The organism is Streptomyces sp. NPDC042102 (genome assembly GCF_055582305.1).
Genome location: NZ_JBVJDL010000016.1, coordinates 20,491 through 37,170, shown reverse-complemented (window position 1 = coordinate 37,170; position 16,680 = coordinate 20,491). Strand labels below are relative to the sequence as shown.

Here is a 16,680-nt window from a genome sequence, read left to right as displayed (position 1 = left end):
GCGAGCGTCACGGGCCAATGTCGGCGAACCAGACAAAGGGCCTGTCAGGCCCGAGACGATCAAACTCTCGGCGTCTGACCGCGGGAATCCTGGCCGCTGTGGCTCCGGCTGGCACGTCGGCGGGCTCGGCATCGGTCAGGCGACAGGGGCGTCCAATGCCTGCACAGACGAGACGGGGACCCGACCGCAGCCCGTTGGCGCCACGACGACAGCACTCGGCGCCACGTCCGCGAACAACGCCGTAGACAGGCCCATCGACCAGATCGCGCTCAGCGCGGACATCTCCGACAGGCCACCGACACACACGACGCCGCTCTCCGTTCCCACCAACAATCGACGAGCCCGCCAGCCGGCATCCGCTCTCCAAACTCACCGACAATCGCTCTCCGCTCTCACCTACATAGCCAGCCGGGTGGCCAGGACTGCGGTGCGGAGCTGGAGTGCTGGGGTGTCCAGCCTGTGGTGGACGGCCGCTTGCGCTGGGACACGGAATCCAGGTGCCCGGCCTGCGGCGTCTCCATGACCGCGTGCGGTGGTGAGCCTCCCGCGAACTGCGAAGCCGCCTGCTTTCCGAGCGTGGACCGACCCGCCTGCAGGTGGACCCGTCAGCGAGCCTCGATCACGCGGGTGCTGCGGTCAGTACTCGGGCTGGAGCTGGCAGAGGTCTAGTCCGCGCTGCGGAACATCTTGACGGGAGCCCACTCGGGCACGCTGCCGGAGATGGAGTTCCTGGCCCGCAAGCTGAGGGCGTCGGGCATCGATGCCGTTGCCGCACGGCCGTAGCGGACCTGGCTGCATGGCACGGGCACGCCCCAGGAGTACGGCTCGTCAACTCGGCTGCCCATGGCCCGACGACACTCCACAACCGTGAGCGAGCGAGGCCGAAGGCACCTCGCTCGACCTTTGAGCCATGGGAGGAAGACGCAGGACGAAGCCCGGTCCGTGATCATCATCATGTAGGTTCCGGCCATGACGGACGACTGGCGGACGGACCGGATCGGAACGGCGCTGAAGGGCGAGAACCCGACCGTACTCCGGCGGCTGACGTCGGGATTCGCGGTGATCGGGGATGTGCAGTTCCTCCCCGGATACTCGGTTCTGCTCGTGGACGAACCCGGTGTACAGCGGCTGTCGGACCTGCCGAGGGCGAAGCGGCTGTCGTTCCTGTCCGACATGGACCTGCTCGGTGAAGCGGTCGAGCGTGCCTGCCGACGGCTCGACCCGGCCTTCCGGCGGGTCAACCTGGAAATCCTGGGGAACAAGGACCCGTTCCTGCACGCACACGTCTGGCCGCGCTTCGCGTGGGAGCCCGCCGACCTGGTGGGCCGTCCCGTAGGGCTCTACCCGCGGGAACGGTGGAGCGACGAGCAGTTCCGGCTCGGTCCGCAGCACGACGGGCTGCGCGCCTCGATCGGCACCGAACTGGACCGGCTGCGCGCGTGACCTGAGCCGTTGCGCGCCCGCCACCCGCTCACCGTGCACGGGGTTGTCCACACGATGCCGCTTGCGGAGGATCTTCCAGTTCTTCGTGCGGGCGAAGGCGTGCTCGACGCGGGCACGGACCCCTCGGTGTTCGGCGTTGTCCCCCTCCTGCCCACGCAGGAGCGGACGCCCGGCCCTTCTACGATGCGGGACGATCAGCCAGGTGCCCAGGTAGGCACCGTCGGCGATCACCGTCGTCCCCGCGGCAGCGGCGGGCAGGTCCAACTCCCGCCAGACGTGGGCATCGGCTTTGTTCCCCGGCGCCGGCCGGGCCGACGCGACGACCATGCGGTTGTCCGCATCGATGATGACCCGCACGTTCGCCGAGAACCAGTAGTTCCTCGACGAGGCACCGACCGTGCGGTAGCAGACCGGGATCAAGGTGCCGTCCACGATCCACAACCGGTCCACGTCGGCGACCGGCCGCGGGGCCGGCTCCAGTGCCAGCAGCGAACGCAACCGCTGAACGACCCGGCAGACGGTTGCCGGGGAGACCCCGAAAAGCGACCGAGCTGCCGCATCGTGAGGTTGGTGCGGTAGTACACGGCCACCAGCAGCACCCGGTCCGCCAGCGGCAGACACCACGGCCGGCCACCACCGGGCCCGTTCCCGCCCCGCTCCCGGACCGACCCTTCTGCAACAACCTTTGGAAGTCATCAACATTCCGGGCGCTGTCGGCCGACGGCTGTCCCTGGAACGCGTCCTCATCGCGTCCGGGTGCTTGCGGTCGAGGCACTACCTCAGATGGCATGGGCGCGTCTTTTGACATCGCCGGATGAACGCCACGGGATGGAGTGCGTCGTGGGAACGATTCTCAAGGGTGTGAGCCGAGTCCCGTGGCATGAGCTGACGCACGCGTACGGATCCGCGGAAGACGTTCCGGGCCGGCTGTCGCGGGTGGCGTGGGGTGACGCCCGGACGAGCGCCTCAGCGTTGGGTGACCTCGGCCTGTGGCTCGGGGAGCTGGCTGTCTTCGACGCGACTGTCGCGGCGGTTCCGTTTCTGTGGGACCTGGCGGTGACCGATACCGTCACCACCCGGGCCGGCGTGATCGAGCTGCTGCAGTCGATCCTCGAACACAGCCATCCATGCCGGACCGACGTGGAGCAGGCTGCTCACCGAGCCGTTCTCGGCGGCAGGAAACTGGCCGGGACGCTGGTCCACGACGAGGATCCCGTCGTACGGGCAGCGGCCCGCGATCTGGCGGCCGCCATCGACGGAAACCTCTGCACGTCCTGCCGCCCCGTGTGACCTCCCGCCGGCTATGAGGTGGTCAGCCCCACATACTGGCGTTCTTCTTCTCCGCGGCCGGGTAGTTTCTGCGCCCGCTCCCAGGGCTTCGCGGCCTCGCCTTCATGGTTTTCGGCGAGCTTCTGGATGAGGGACTTCACGTCGTCGTCGAGCTCGCTCTGCAGCCCGGCGGGTGGTCACATCTCAGGGTCTGCACCGCGGCCCGACGACGCCGCGCTGTCATCGGCCCCGGCTCCCGCGCCCGTTGCCCGTCGTTGCCAGTCCGGGGCGGGGTCCTCGGGCAGGAGGGGGCGCAGGGCGCCGAGGACGGCGCCGACGCAGACGTCGCGGAGCTCGGTGCGGGTGCAGGTCTCACGGGTCAGCCAGTCGACGCACAGGACCTGGACGAAAACCAGCCAGCTCCTCAGTACACCGGACACCGCCTCGCGGGCGTCGCCGTCCGCGAGCGGGAGGACGGCCAGCAGCCGTGCGCGGAGCGCGTCCAGTTCGTTCGTCATGATCGTCTGGATCACCGGGTCGCCCGCGAGGACACGGTTCGCGGCGAGCACGGCGTTGCGGTTCGCCACGAAGTAGTCGAGGTGCACGTCCATGCCCTGGATCAGCTGCTCCACCAGGGAGTCGGCGGGGTCCAGCCGGGTCTCGGCGAGCAGCTGGTCGGCCGCCTGCTGGTAGACGGCCGCGAAGAGGGCGTGCTTGCTCGGGAAGTGACGGTAGAGCAGGGCCCGGGAGACACCGGCCGCCACGGCGACCTCCTCCATCAGCACCTCGTCGTACGGGTGCGCGGCGAACAGCCGGGCGCCGACCGCCAAGAGCTGGGCGCGGCGGTCGGCGGGGGTGAGTCGGCGGCGGGGAGGCGGCATGACCAAAGTCTAGTTGACATACGTCTACTAGCGCGCGACCGTAGTAGACGCACGTCAACTAAGGATGTTCCGTGGCGGCTTGGAGGGGACTGTGGCCAGGGTTCTGCGTGTACTCACACAGCTGATGGGCTGGGCCTGCGTGGCGATCGGCCTGCTCCACGTGGCGCTCGGCAACGCCGCGCTGCCCGGGGCCACCTCCGCGGGGGCGACCGTCGACAGCTGGGGCCGGTTCATGGGCGCCGCCTTCACCGGCTACGGCCTGGCCTGGCTGTGGGCCGCGCGCCGGCACCCGATCCCGGCACGGGCGGTGCGCTGGCTGGCCGGTGTCCTCCTGCTCGGCGGCGTGGGGCGGCTGATCTCGCTCGCCGTGCACGGCTGGCCGCACGGGTTCCAGATCGCGCTGACCGCGATCGAGCTCGTCATGCCGCCGGTCTACTTCTGGCTGGCCGACGCGGAGGAGCGGGCGGCGGCCACGGGTGGCGGGGGCGGGACAGGAGCCGGGGCTGCTGCTCACTGAACGGCGGGCGGGGCGACGTCCGGGGGGCGTACGTGCGTACGGGCCCGACAACCCCTCCACCTTCGACGACTCCCCTCAGTCATGCCCCACCTGTTCCAGGCCGAGGTGCCCAAGACCGGTGACGTGCGGATAGCCGTGGTGGGCCGGCAGGTTTTCGCCAGCCGTGTGCAGGTCCCGGACGGCGCGCTGGACTGGCGCCGCGGCGACTGGAGCAGACCACCGCCCGCCACGGTAGCGCGCGTACCTGAAAGACGAAGGGAGAGTCGGCAGTGGTCGCTCCATGTCAGCGGTTGTCCGGGCGCAGCAGGGTGGCGGCTGCGGCGGTGAAGGCGACGGATGCTTCCTTGGCCGCGTGCCGCCGGGCGTCCAGGTCGGCCCGGTCGGCGGCCTTGCGCAGTGCGTACGTGGCGTCTGCGGCCAGTTGGGCGGGGCCGGCCAGCTCGGGGACCAGGACCTGAAGGCGGATGTGAGGGGCGGTGACGGCCGCCCGGGTGTCGTGGGACCTCGTCTGGGCCTCCAGCTGGTGTTCGGTGCCTGCCTCGGCCAGGGCCAGACGCTCCCGGTGGAAGATCGCCGAGCGGTGCGCGTGCAGTGCGTGCCGAACGGTGCGGGAGGAGTCCGGCGGTCAGGGCACCGGCGAGGGTGCCGAGTACGGCGACGATCGAAGGCCATATGGACATCAGCGTGGGGTCCTCTCGGGCAGTCGGCTGCGGCGGCGGGGCCCGCAACACGGCGGGCATGGCCTCGCCACCGCAGGTGGCGAGGCCATGCCCGCCGTGTTGCGGGCCATGTCCACGGCACGGCCGGGCACGTTAGGCGCGGCGCCCATCAACATCGCCATGGCGATGGCCATTCAGCGGGCTCGGCTGCCGATCAAATGGACCTCGTCGAAGGGGCGGCCCGCGGTCAGCAGCCGCTGCCCGACCGGAGCGTAGCCATCCTGCTCCGGATCCCCCACTCGCACGGGACCGTCCTGGACGTCCCCGCCCACGACCGGGGAACAGCAGCGGGTGGCTCACCGTACGCTCCCCATGTGGCAACGGTTACTTCGCAGAGCGCCCAGGGCCTCGCCGAACCGCCGCTCGGCCTCCGCGCCCCTGCATACCGCTGACCGCTGACCGCTGACCGCTGACCGCGAGCGTCACCTGGCGAGCACGTGGCTGTGGGACCGGCTGGCGCCGCCACCGCTACCACGGGATACATCGCGTAGCGGGTTACGCACGCCCGGAGGGGCTTCTTCGGAGTCGGTCAGGAGTCCACGATGGGGAGTTCGGCAAGCGCCTTGCGGACCCGCTCCCCGAATTCGTGTTGCCCCACCTCGTGGTGCGCGGCCGGGAAGGTGCGCGCCCGCGGCTTCTCGTTCCACTCGTACGTGCCTCTGGCCGCGCGGCGGACGTACACCATGGCTCCCACCACGTTCTGGTGGAAGATCACCTCCAGCTCGGCGAACCGGTCGGCCGGGCGCCCGCGGTCGCGCAGGAAGAAGATCTGGTGGGTGCCGCGTCGGGCCTCCGTGTCCGGGATGTACGCGTCGATCAGTTGCGACCCGTCAACGAAGTAGCCCTCGAGGGCGAAGGCGTCCAGGACGGCTTCGTAGAGGGGAGGCGCCGCGATGTGCAGGAAGTCCAGGTCTCGCACGGGAGAGGCGGACTCGTAGTCGAGGCGGGTGGTGAGGGAGACGTCGACGCCGAGGGCCTGACCGTGGAGTTCGGTGACGGGGCTTTCCCAGGGCAGCCGGCCGCTGAACGCGACAACCATCTCCTCGCCGGGCGCCAGTTGCAGGTTATGCCGCTTGGTACTCAATCCGGTGATCTCGTCGTCGTCGAGGGAGCCGTTGTAGGAGTGGGCCTTGGCGACGACGTCGAGGTTGAGCCATTCCACCTTGAGTCCCTTGCTGCCGCCCTTGAGGACGACCTGCCCCTCGATCGTCTGCCCGGGCTGCGGAGCGACCGTGGTGATCTGTGTGTCGATCTCCGGCGGCGCCTGCTCGCTCACGTCGTCCGCGATACCGAACAGTCTGCGAAAGCCCATCCGTGGACCCCTCCCCCGGTTGATGAGGTCATCATGCTACGAGAAACGTGTGGGGCGGCTGGGGCGGCTGGAGTGGCTTGCTGCGTCCGGCCGGGGCGGACGACACTCCGGTCCACTTCCCCCGGCGCGTCCAGCGGATGGTCGAACGGGGCCCTGGGGGCCAGGATGTACGCGAGCACGGGGGCGGATCATCCTCGTCGGTGGCAGCCGGTCCTTCACCGTCTTCGAGCGGTCGTATGACCGGCCGGGCAGGTCCTTCCCCGCTGTGGCGACTCTTTATCTTGGTGCCATGGGAGAGACGAACGCGAGGCGGCGGGTGGAGTGGACGCACGAGGATGTCCACGCCGGTGAGCACGGTACCCGCGCGCGGTGCCTGCCCGAGCCGTGGATGTGCAGTGTCTTCCTTCTCGACGGCAGCCTGAGGGACATTCGGGTCCTCGACACGACCCGCGGCGAGTGGATTGCGGTCCTCGAACGCCTGCGTGTTGTCGCCGACGAGACTGAGGTGGAGCATCCCTACCCCCGGCTCGATCCCGTGCGTCCGGCCTTCGTCGACCTCTTCCAAGCCTGGGCGGACGAGCCGGAGGGCGAAGGGACGAATTTCTCCTTCCGGGTCCGCTTCGGTGCTGTGTGGTTCGTCGCCCTGCCCTGCGACGAGGAGGAGATCGAGTTCTCAGTCCGGCCCGAGGACGTCCTCGACGGGGCGGGGGTGGCCGCCGTGCTGCGGTTCCTGGTCGAGGTGGCGACGGCCAGTCAACGACGGTCCCTGCTGACCGGTGAGACCGTCCGGTATGACCCGGGGATGCCGACGCTGATCTCCCACGACCCTGTCACCGGACTCACTTCGCACATGTGAGACTGTGCCCCTTCGGTACCGCGTCCCGGGCCCGCTCCAGGGCATGGGCCACGGTGCCGGCGCCGTCGTCACGCTGGCGGCGGGCCTCGGTGAGCTTCTGCCGGAGAGAACAAGCTGAGTAGGGTCGGGCACTGGTGCGGTGACTGCCGCTCCATTTCCAGTCCCCGACCCTGCTCAGCAGGTCGAGTGGAACAGGCCGCCGACGGGCTTGGCCTCGGCGGCCAGCCGGTTGTACAGGTCAACGGCGCCCCTCGTCTCCTCGACGTGCACGGCGACGCTCGCTTCTTGAAGCAGCCGCAACGTCTCCGGCATCGTCTTCAACCGCCGTTCCATGCCCTGGCTGAGGACGACGACCGTACATCCACGATCAAGGAGTTCTCGTACGTCCGCGGGCTGGATCCCCGGATCGTGCCGGGTGCCGTACTCGTTCCAGTCCCAGGGGTGCCCTCCCCCGGGATACAACACGAAATCCTTGTCTTCCGGGAGCCCTTCGACCTCCATCCGCCCCCATGAGACGTGTGTGATCAGTGGCGAACGATCCATCAGGCACCTCCCGTTGTCGAACGTAAGTTAACGCTTTGCCAGCCGCCGATAGGCCCGGAGGTGTGGTTCTGCGTCCAGCACGTTGCCCAGTCGGTACCTGGGGCCAACAGGGCTCCCGTCGAGGCTCCGAGGGCTTCGTCGCCCGCGAGGGAGTACAACCCGCCATGGCGACGTTGAAACCCAAGCTCAGTGGATGAGAAACACGTTGGCCGGTCAAGCACTGAGCTGCGACGATCTCCTTGCTTCTGTCGCGGAGGATTTTTGTTCGTTTTCGTGTGTGCCGGCTGTGGCGCCAGTCTGACCGTCCCGCTGTCCCAGGTCGCGTTGCCGGCCCACGCTCATCAGAGGTACGGGAACGGGGTCCAGTTGCCGGTGCTCATGGAGTCGGGCACCTTCGCCATGGACCCGGAGCCCTGGGGGCCGCCGTGGCGCAGGTGGGAGGACATCGACCCGGCCGAGGCGGCAGCTCGGGGTGTGTACGCGCCGGTGTACGCCCTTTCCGACGGCGCGCCCGGGGCGGTCGTCATAGCGCCGGGCGACGCCAGCAGCACGGTGCTGATCCCGGAGAGCCGCGGGGGCGGCTACTGCTGCGGGCTCGACGGTACCGACGGCCCCAACGTGGCCTGTGCGGAGTGTGGCCTGCCCGTGGCGAGCCGGATCGACGACTGCTCGCTCTGGCAGGCGATGTGGCTCGCCCCGAACGCCGTACGCCGCCGTCCCGTCGACGGTACGCGCGTCGAGCCGCTTTCGTGGTCGGATGTGCTGGCGCAAGGCAAGAGCACGCCCCCGTACGAGCCGATCGCCGCATATGGGTCTCGGATGGCGGCGGGCCACTGGTCGAACTACTGGTGGTCGTGGAGCCCGCGGTGGGAGGCGGCGGCCGGCCGGGCGCTCGCCCACCTGCTGGCGGCTTCGGAGGGACAACCGGTGATCGTCCCGGACGGCCTGGCCAGGCAGGTCTTTCAACGTGCGCTCGACACCCTGCTGCCCGCGGGTCCGCAGGCGCGGCGCGCCGTACTGGCCGGTCCGGGACTGCCGGCCCCCAGCGGAGACGTCCCCATCCTCCTCGTGCCGTCCCATCCTCAGACGGGGAACACCTGGACCCCGGCGGACCCGGCACCACACCTGGTTCCGCTGCCGTCCGGCGTGTGGCTGTGGCTGGCCTTCCCCCGGCCGGACCTGCCCGTCCCCATGTCAGGTGTCCTGCCCGCCGGCGTCCTCCGCGACGACTTCGACCCGCCCGCGCCGCGCCCACGTCACCTGTTCCGGGCCGACCCGGAAGCGTTCCGACACGCCTTGGTCCGGCTGCCGGCCGCCCGTAACCCGTGGCTGCGCGACATCCTCGACAACCTCACGCACCACATGCGCACCGGCCTCTTCTAGCCGACCGGCAGGGTGCTGCAGGGCACTCTCCGAAGGCCGACTTTTGTCGGCGGACAAAAGTCGGGCAAGTCCGTACCGCGTCCGCGGCCCGGCCGGTTCTCCCCCGCCGTCGTGACCTCCGCGTCCATCACATCGAACGGCAGCATGACCGCGCGCACCGGGTGGACGTCACGTCGCCGAGGTGCTCGGCCGCGCGGCGTGGCCGGAGCAGCCCACAGGCACGACGCCTGGCGGACCGCCGCCACCAGCGTCCTTGCAGCAGTGCGCAGCTTGTCGCCCGAGCGGTGGGAGGCGACGACGACGTCCGCAATGGCCAACCGGCGACGGCTGTGAAAATCGCTGTCTATCACCGGAGCACGGTGATAGACAGCCGGCGTGGAAAAGAATCTTGAGTTCCCTGAGCTGCTGCGACTGATCGATGAACGGTCGACCGCCTTCCGCTCCGCGGTCGCCGCCGCGCCCAGTCTCAACGCACGGGTGCCGACCTGCCCCGAGTGGACGCTGTTCGATCTGGTGAAGCACCTGGGTGGGGGAGACCGTTTCTGGGCCGCCATCGTCGGCGCGGGGCCTGCCGACGGTCCCCCGGCCGAGGCCGCCGCTGCGCGCGCCGCTCTGGAAGTGCCGCGGGAGCGTGAGGCCCTGCTGGCCTGGCTGGCCGCTTCGACGCAGCTTCTGCTGAGCGCCCTGCGCGAGGCGGGCCCGGACGCCGGCTGCTGGGCGTGGTGGAGTGCCCTGCAGACGCCGCGGACCGCTGGCGGAGTCGCCCGGCACCGGGTCCAGGAGAGCGCGGTGCACACCTACGACGTCCAGCTCGCCGCAGGCGCCCCGCAGCCGCTGCCGGTCGAGGTGGCACTCGACGGTGTGGAGGAGTTCCTGTTCACGTGCGTCGCGACGCCCAGCGCCTGGCCGCACAAGCCCACGTCCTTCGACTTCCACACCGCCGAGGGCCGCTCCTGGCGCCTCACGGTCGACGGCGACGGCGCACGCTCCACCCGCATCTCCGCACCCACTGCCGCGACCGGCGAGGACTCCGACGCAGCCGGCGCCTCCATCCATGGCACCGCCAGTGAGTTGGTCATCTATTTGTACGACCGTATCCCGGCCGAATCCATGCACGTTGACGGAGATGCAGGGCTGCTCGACCTGCTCCGCGCCTGGGAGCCGGAGGAGTAGGACGTAGCGGGGGGCGGTTGGTCGCGCCTCCGCCCGCTCGACCGTCTTGCAGGCGCAGTCCACCACGGTCCACGTTCGCGGCCCCGCCCGGTGGGCGCAAGGGCAGGATGTAAGGCCATGCCACCTCCTGTCGCATCATGTTGTTAAGGACCAGGCGAGAGGTCGTCAACAACAAGCGAGCGACTAGCGATGACGTCGTCGTACACGCCGTCGACGATCTCTTCAAGGGACATCGGAGTACCTTTCCTTCGTGTCGTGGATCACGCCGTCCGCACCGGGGTGGCGCGGCGGGACCGGGTACGGATGACGAGCAGTGCGCACGTCAGCGCGATGCCCCCGGCGATGTGCAGCAGATCGAGCAGCAGGAGACCGTCGGAGAGCTCCAGCAGCAGCCCGACGGCCTGCTCGCCGAAGCCGGAAACCATGCCCAGATAGAAGATCATGCTCGCTCTGACCTGCCCGAGCTGGTCCCCGGCGCCGGTTCCAGGATCCGGGCGTTGATGAAGTGGATCCAGTCCGCGTTGACGAAGGTCAGCACCACGAGCTCGCCGCCGTGCTTGGGCGGGCGGCCGACGACGTCGCGAACCTGTCCGGCGGTGACCGCGGCGATATCGGCGCCGGGCTCCAATCGGATCACGTCCACTAGCGCGGCCGAAGAAGTGCGGCCGGTTTCCAGCGCGGCGACGATCGAGTAGGGCCAGCCGGGGACCATCCAGACCTCTTCGGAGGCGGCCCTGACTGGATGGAGGCGGCCGAAAGCAACTCTCGGCCGCAGGTCGGTCGACTTCGACCCTCCCAACGGGTTGCAGGTCACGGCCGGCAGCGACGCGGTGGTGCTGTCCGTGCTGTATGGCCACGACCTTCGGCGTGGCTCGGACCGTCTCTCTCCGTGTGTGCGCGGAAGTGGCGGCTGGTGTGGCGCTCCGTCAAGGGGCTGCGCCTCGGGAGGCGGTGAGCGGGCGGGTGACTCGGACGGGCAGCTGAAGGCGTGGTGGCCAATCCGCCATCAAGATGGTCAGATGGTAGGCGTGTTCGATTCTTGATCAGTTCGTCACGGGGGTTTCGGGATATGGCGATCACAGTTCCGGACTGGGCCGACACGCTGCTGGATCTGGTCGGGGTGAACTGGCCCAATGTCGACGAGGACGCCTACCGCGACATGGCGGACGCCCTGCGGGAGTTCGCCGAGGATCTGGCGGACGACGGGCAGCTCGCCAATAACCACTTCGAGCGGCTGCTGTCCTCCGGCGAGGGCGAATCCATCAAGGCGCTCGACGAGCACTGGAACACCGTCAAGGGCAAGCACCTCAAGGACATCGTGTCCGCGGCGCGGACGATCGCGGGTGCCCTGGACATGGCGGCCGGGGCGATCGAGGCCATGAAGTTCAAGGCCGTGGCCGAGCTGGGCCTGCTCGCGGGCCAGACGGGGCTGGCGATGGCCCTGATCCCGGTGACGGGCGGGCTGTCCGCGCTGCTCGGCGCGGGCGCCATCGCCTTCACGAAGAAGCAGCTGCTGAAGCTGCTCACGGCGGCGGCCGAAGAGGCCGTCGCTCATATCGTCGCGGCCATGACGGAGCCTGCCGTGGCCGCCCTGGAAGGGATGGCCGCCGACCTCGTCGTCCAGCTCGGCTCGATGGCGGTCGGCCTCCAGGACGGGGTCGACCTCGACCAGACCAAGCAGGCGGGCAAGGACGGCTTCAACGACGGCGTCCAGTCCGGCAAGGAGTCCCTCAACCTGGCCTCCGCCGGCGGCAGCGGTGGCGGTGGTGGCGGGAGCGGGCTGTCCGATCTGTTCATCGACCACGACGAGCACGACCGCGCCCACACCAAGCTGTCCGGCGTCAGCACGAACATCCACGGCAAGACCACCTCCAAGCTGACCAAGGCCAAGACCGCCCACGGCCGAACCCGGGGCCGGGACTCCATCGCCTCGGCCATCGACCCGGTCGCCGACAAGGCCGTGGCCGCCCTGATGAAGGCGACCAAGCAGGTCGGCGACCACGTCGGCAAGACCCTGCCCAAGGCCGTCAAGCAGATCTCCACCGACCACAAGAACAACGACGACGACCTCGCCGCCCGCCTCGCCAAGGCCCGCGCCAAGGACGAGGACGGCAAGGGCGGAGGCGGCAAGGGGTCTGGTCCGGACCACCGCAAGGAGGGTCGGGACACCCGTACGAAGCCGGACTCGCTGGGCCTGGCGAAGGACGATGCCCGTCGCAACAGCATCCCGCTGAACAAGACCCGCTGCGCGACCGACCCGGTCGACGTCGCCACCGGGGAGATGCTGCTCTCCGACACGGATCTGTCCCTTCCCGGGACGCTGCCGCTGGTCCTGCGCCGCACGCACCTGTCCGCCTACGGCTACGGGCGGTGGTTCGGGCGCAGGTGGGCGTCCACGTTCGACGAGCGCATCGAGATCGATGCTGCTGGATCCGGCGCGGTGTGGGCGCGTGAGGACGGCTCCCTCCTGGTCTATCCGCACCTCCCGCTGCCCGGCGGCGAGGCGGTCCGGCCGTTGGAGGGCCCACGGCTGGCCCTGTGCCACGGTGGGGAGTTCCAGGACGAGACGACGTACAGCATCACGGATGCCGGCCACACCCGTCATTTCACGGGCAGCCCGTACCGGGCGTCCACGGCGTTCTGGCTGACAGCCATCGAAGACCCCAACGGCAACCGGATATCCATAGCGCGTCGGCCGGACGGCTCGCCCACGTCGGTCTCGCACTCGGGCGGCTACGTCGTTCAGGTGAGCACCCAGGACGCCCGCATCGACGCGCTGCACCTGCGCACGCCCGAAGGCCCGGTCCAGGTGAAGTCGTTCGGCTTCGACGCGCGCGGCAACCTGGATGCGGTGACCAACTCCTCGGGGCGGGCACTGCGGTTCTGCTACGACGCGGAGGACCGGATCGTCTCCTGGACGGACCGCAACGACTCCACGTACACGTACGTGTACGAGGGGGGCCGGGTGGTGCGGACGGTGGGGCCGGACGGTTTCCTGTCGTCGTCGTTCTCCTACGAGGACCGCCATCCCGAGACCGGGCACCGCTTGACCCGGTACACCGACTCCGTCGGCGCCACCACGGTCTTCCACATCGACGACGCGCTGCAGGTCGTCGCCGAGACCGACGCCCTGGGCGCCACGACGTACTACAGCTTCGACCGCGCCGACCGGCTGGAGTCGGTCCGCGACCCGCTCGGGCGCATCACCCGGTTGGACCGCGACGGAGCCGGTCGCCTCGTGGCGATGACAGCGGACGACGGCGTCCGCACCACGGCCGCGTACAACCAGTCCGGTCTTCCGGTCGAAGTGGTGGAGCGGGGCGGCGCGCGGTACGTCTACGCGTACGACGAGGCCGGCAACCTCACGGCGGCCGTGGCTCCCGACGGGGCGCGCACGGAGTACTCCCATGATGCTGCCGGAGCCGTCACCCAGGTGCGCTCCTGCGAGGACGGGGCGACGTCGGTCACCAATGACGCGGCAGGGCTGCCGATGGTGATCACCGCGCCCAACGGTGCTCGCGCGGTGTGCACCCGTGACGCTTTCGGGCGCGTCGCCTCGGTCACCGACGCGCTGGGCGGGATGCTCCGGCAGGGCTGGACGGTCGAAGGGATGCCGTCCTGGCGTGAGCTTCCTGACGGTAGCCGCGAGGAGTGGACGTGGGACGGCGAGGGCAACCTACTGACCCACACGGACCGCACCGGCCGGGTCACCAGCCATGAGCACACCCACTTCGACCGGCCCACCGGCCGGTCGGGCCCGGACGGGACGGAGTACGGCTTCGGCTACGACACCGAGCTGCGGCTGACCGAGGTCACCGACCCGCTCGGGCGCACCTGGCGCTACCGGCGTGACCGGGCGGGAAGGCTCCTGTCGGAGACGGATTTCGACGGGCGGACGCTGGCGTACGCGTACGACGCGGCTGGGCGCCTGGTCAAGCGCACGAACGCCGCCGGGCAGAGCCTGGCCTACGAGCGTGACGTCCTGGGCCGGGTGACCGGCATCCGCGCCGATGACGGAACCGCCACGGCCTTCACCTACGCGGCGACCGGGGAACTGGCCGAGGTGACCTGCGAGCACGCACGGATCACCTTCAGCACGGACGCGGCCGGGCGGGTCGTCGCCGAGACCGTCAACGGCCGGACCATGGCCTACACCTACGACGAGGTGGGACGCCTCACCTCACGCCGTACCCCGTCGGGAGCCGTCAGCAGCCTGGCCTACTCCGCGGACGGCCTGACCGCCTACCAGGTCGGCGAGCACGTGTTCCGCTTCGACCGTGATGCGCTGGGCAGGGAGACCGGCCGTACGCTCAACGGCTCCCTGAACGTGGCCCGGGAACTCGATTCCGTCGGGCGGCTGACGTCCCAGGCCATCACCAGCGCGGACGCAGCCGTCCTGGAGCAGGCCTTCACCTACCGGGCCGACGGCATCCCGGTGGAGGTCGATGACACGCTGGCCGGTAACCGCGTCTTCGCGCTGGACTCCGCCGGCCGCGTCACCGGTGTACAAGCACAGGGCTGGAGCGAGCAGTACGCGTACAACGCCGCCGGCGACCAGACGCAGACCGCCCTTCCCGCCCGGGCCCCCGGCCAGGACCACAACGGTGAACGCGCGTACGACGGCACCCGTCTCACCCGCTCCGGCAGGACCAGGTACACCTACGACGCGCAGGGCCGGCTGAGCACCCGCACCACCCGCACCCTCAGCGGGCAGCGCTTGACCTGGCGCTTCTCCTGGGACGCCAGGGACCAGCTCACCGAGGTCCACACCCCCCACGCCACCTCGTGGCGCTACGTCTACGACGGGCTCGGCAGGCGGATCCGCAAGACCCACCTCGCCACGGACGACGCGGTCCTGGAATCCGTCGACTACACCTGGGACGGCCCCCAGCTGGTCGAACAGCGCACCGGCGACATCACACTGACCTGGGACTACGCGGGCCTGTACCCGCTGGCCCAGCGCGAGATCCGCCATGACGCGGACCAGAGCGAGATCGACCGCCGGTTCTTCGCGATCGTCACCGACCTCGACGGCAGCCCCCACTACCTCCTCACGCCCGAAGGCGACGTCGCCTGGCAGGCCAGGGCCACAGCCTGGGGCGCCACCCAGTGGAACCGCGGCGCCACCGCCTACACCCCGCTGCGCCACCCCGGGCAGAGCTTCGACGCCGAGACCGGGCTCCACTACAACCTCCACCGCTACTACGACCCCCACACCGGCCGCTACATCAGCCCCGACCCCCTGGGACTGGCGCCGTCGACCAACCCGTACGCCTACGTCCCCAACCCGTTCGTCCTCAGCGATCCGCTCGGGCTGGCCGGCTGTTCCAGCGACCACACCTGGGGCGGCAAGGTCGTCTTCAAGCGCGACGAGCACGGCCGCCCCTACGAGATGCACGCCACCATCACCTTGGACATGCTCGACGAGGGCACCCACGCCAACAACGGCCTCCGCCCGCCAGGGTTCGTGCACGGCACCGACCACAACCAGGCCCGCGCCCACATGCTCGCCCGTATGCTGGGCGGCACCGGTGATCATCTGGACAACCTGTTCACGCTCACCCAGAACCCGACGAACTCGCCCCACATGCGCGACCTGGAGCAGATGATCTACAACGCCGTGGCTGGTGACCCCGCCAACAACGTCGCGGGACAGACCGTCCAGTACAGCGTCTACCTCGACTACACCGACGACCTGCCGGACTCCGTTCCCTCGCATGTCTTCATGCAGGCCGACGGCACCGACGGCTTCCGTATGGACACGGACTTCGCCAATCCCGACCACGCAGCGCAGCAGGACCGACGCCGACGAGGAATCCGGTGACCGACATCAATGCCCTGACCCGCCTGTGCGCGCCACCGGGCACCCCCGTGAACATCCACTGGGAGCCGGTGGAAGCAGCCCTCGCCATGGCGCTCCCCACCGACTACAAGCAGCTCGCCGACACCTACGGACCCGGCCGGTTCAACGACTACCTCGCCGTCTTCCACCCTCACGGCGTCACCGAGTACGTCAACCTGACCGGCCCGATGCCCGCCCGCATCCGCGGGCAGCTGCGCGAACAGGCTCGCCAGGGCCTCGTCCCGGTGCCCCACGACCCCGACACGCTGTTCGCGATCGGCTCCACAGACAACGGCGAGTACCTCTTCTGGATCACCGACCCCGCCGACGACCCCGACCGCTGGCGCATCGCCGTCAACGAAGCCCGCGGCCCCGGCTGGTACACCTTCGACGGAAACCTGACCGCCTTCCTCACCTCCGTCCTGTCCGGACAGACCCGCGTCCCCCTCTTCCCCCGCGGCCTCACCGACCAGACTCCCGGCTTCACCCCCTCCCAGCCCGTCCTGGTGAAACCGCAGCCCTTCCAGGACCAGCCCCCCACCGACACCGCCGCAGTCCGTGAATGGGCACGCGCCAACGGCTACGACGTCCCCCCGCGCGGACGCGTCCCAGCCCACATCCGCGCGGCATGGGAAGAGGCCCACAAGGCCTGAGCCCGGCCGTTTGTGCCAGACCACCAGCTCGGCGTCGACGACCGCCTGCTCCGTTCCGGCCTGTCAGATCCCGCGTCTAGGCTGTTGCG

General features: G+C 69.8%; 14 protein-coding genes and 1 pseudogene. 8 read left to right on the top strand and 7 right to left on the bottom strand.

Features of this window, described 5'->3' with window-relative positions:
• Positions 1–665: 665 nt before the first annotated feature.
• Positions 666–845 (bottom strand): hypothetical protein, encoded by a 180-nt coding sequence (locus tag ACZ6KO_RS32635; protein ID WP_469307587.1) that lies wholly within the window; start codon positions 843–845, stop codon positions 666–668.
• A gap of 124 nt (positions 846–969) precedes the next feature.
• Here ACZ6KO_RS32635 and ACZ6KO_RS32630 point away from each other — a divergent pair, with 124 nt between their 5' ends.
• Positions 970–1,443, top strand: a complete 474-nt coding sequence (locus tag ACZ6KO_RS32630) for a diadenosine tetraphosphate hydrolase (RefSeq protein ID WP_469307586.1) — start codon at positions 970–972, stop codon at positions 1,441–1,443.
• Positions 1,444–1,476: 33 nt separating this feature from the next.
• On the opposite strand, the pseudogene ACZ6KO_RS32625 reads toward ACZ6KO_RS32630, so the two are convergent.
• Positions 1,477–2,111 (bottom strand): annotated as a pseudogene (locus ACZ6KO_RS32625) (transposase family protein); the annotation flags it as partial.
• 172 nt (positions 2,112–2,283) lie between these two features.
• Between ACZ6KO_RS32625 and ACZ6KO_RS32620 the strand changes: the two are divergent.
• Positions 2,284–2,733, top strand: coding sequence for a hypothetical protein (locus ACZ6KO_RS32620; RefSeq protein WP_469307585.1), 450 nt, complete (start codon positions 2,284–2,286; stop codon positions 2,731–2,733).
• Positions 2,734–2,909: 176 nt separating this feature from the next.
• Here the strand turns inward: ACZ6KO_RS32620 and ACZ6KO_RS32615 are convergent, their stop codons facing one another.
• On the bottom strand, positions 2,910–3,593 hold the full coding sequence (locus tag ACZ6KO_RS32615) for a TetR/AcrR family transcriptional regulator (RefSeq protein ID WP_469307584.1): 684 nt from the start codon (positions 3,591–3,593) through the stop codon (positions 2,910–2,912).
• Positions 3,594–3,684: 91 nt separating this feature from the next.
• Between ACZ6KO_RS32615 and ACZ6KO_RS32610 the strand changes: the two genes are divergently transcribed.
• Positions 3,685–4,110, top strand: a complete 426-nt coding sequence (locus ACZ6KO_RS32610; protein ID WP_469307583.1) for a DUF4345 domain-containing protein — start codon at positions 3,685–3,687, stop codon at positions 4,108–4,110.
• Between the two features lie 1,248 nt (positions 4,111–5,358).
• Here the strand turns inward: ACZ6KO_RS32610 and ACZ6KO_RS32605 are convergent.
• Positions 5,359–6,141, bottom strand: coding sequence for a sporulation protein (locus ACZ6KO_RS32605; RefSeq protein WP_469307582.1), 783 nt, complete (start codon positions 6,139–6,141; stop codon positions 5,359–5,361).
• 289 nt (positions 6,142–6,430) lie between these two features.
• On the opposite strand from ACZ6KO_RS32605, the gene ACZ6KO_RS32600 reads away from it, so the two are divergent.
• Positions 6,431–6,997 (top strand): hypothetical protein, encoded by a 567-nt coding sequence (locus ACZ6KO_RS32600; RefSeq protein ID WP_469307581.1) that lies wholly within the window; start codon positions 6,431–6,433, stop codon positions 6,995–6,997.
• Between the two features lie 174 nt (positions 6,998–7,171).
• Here ACZ6KO_RS32600 and ACZ6KO_RS32595 read toward each other — a convergent pair whose 3' ends face one another.
• Entirely contained in the window at positions 7,172–7,540 is a 369-nt protein-coding gene (locus tag ACZ6KO_RS32595; RefSeq protein WP_469307580.1) for an Mth938-like domain-containing protein, read from the bottom strand.
• A 261-nt stretch (positions 7,541–7,801) separates the two neighbouring features.
• Between ACZ6KO_RS32595 and ACZ6KO_RS32590 the strand changes: the two genes are divergently transcribed.
• Together ACZ6KO_RS32590 and ACZ6KO_RS32585 are read left to right on the top strand one after the other, a co-directional pair.
• On the top strand, positions 7,802–8,923 hold the full coding sequence (locus ACZ6KO_RS32590) for a hypothetical protein (protein WP_469307579.1): 1,122 nt from the start codon (positions 7,802–7,804) through the stop codon (positions 8,921–8,923).
• Positions 8,924–9,298: 375 nt separating this feature from the next.
• Positions 9,299–10,096, top strand: coding sequence for a maleylpyruvate isomerase family mycothiol-dependent enzyme (locus ACZ6KO_RS32585; protein WP_469307578.1), 798 nt, complete (start codon positions 9,299–9,301; stop codon positions 10,094–10,096).
• A gap of 260 nt (positions 10,097–10,356) precedes the next feature.
• Here the strand turns inward: ACZ6KO_RS32585 and ACZ6KO_RS32580 are convergent, their stop codons facing one another.
• Together ACZ6KO_RS32580 and ACZ6KO_RS32575 are read right to left on the bottom strand one after the other, a co-directional pair.
• A complete protein-coding gene (locus tag ACZ6KO_RS32580) occupies positions 10,357–10,539 on the bottom strand; it encodes a hypothetical protein (RefSeq protein ID WP_469307577.1) in 183 nt (60 codons plus the stop codon).
• On the bottom strand, positions 10,536–10,910 hold the full coding sequence (locus ACZ6KO_RS32575) for a hypothetical protein (protein ID WP_469307652.1): 375 nt from the start codon (positions 10,908–10,910) through the stop codon (positions 10,536–10,538). Before ACZ6KO_RS32575 ends, ACZ6KO_RS32580 begins: the two co-directional genes overlap by 4 nt.
• A gap of 255 nt (positions 10,911–11,165) precedes the next feature.
• On the opposite strand from ACZ6KO_RS32575, the gene ACZ6KO_RS32570 reads away from it, so the two are divergent.
• Positions 11,166–15,920 carry an RHS repeat-associated core domain-containing protein gene (locus ACZ6KO_RS32570; protein ID WP_469307576.1) on the top strand — a complete coding sequence of 1,585 codons (4,755 nt, stop codon included), beginning with the start codon at positions 11,166–11,168 and terminating at the stop codon, positions 15,918–15,920.
• Positions 15,917–16,591, top strand: coding sequence for an Lsr2 family DNA-binding protein (locus ACZ6KO_RS32565; protein ID WP_469307575.1), 675 nt, complete (start codon positions 15,917–15,919; stop codon positions 16,589–16,591). The genes ACZ6KO_RS32570 and ACZ6KO_RS32565 overlap by 4 nt, the downstream gene beginning before the upstream one ends.
• Positions 16,592–16,680 lie beyond the last annotated feature (89 nt).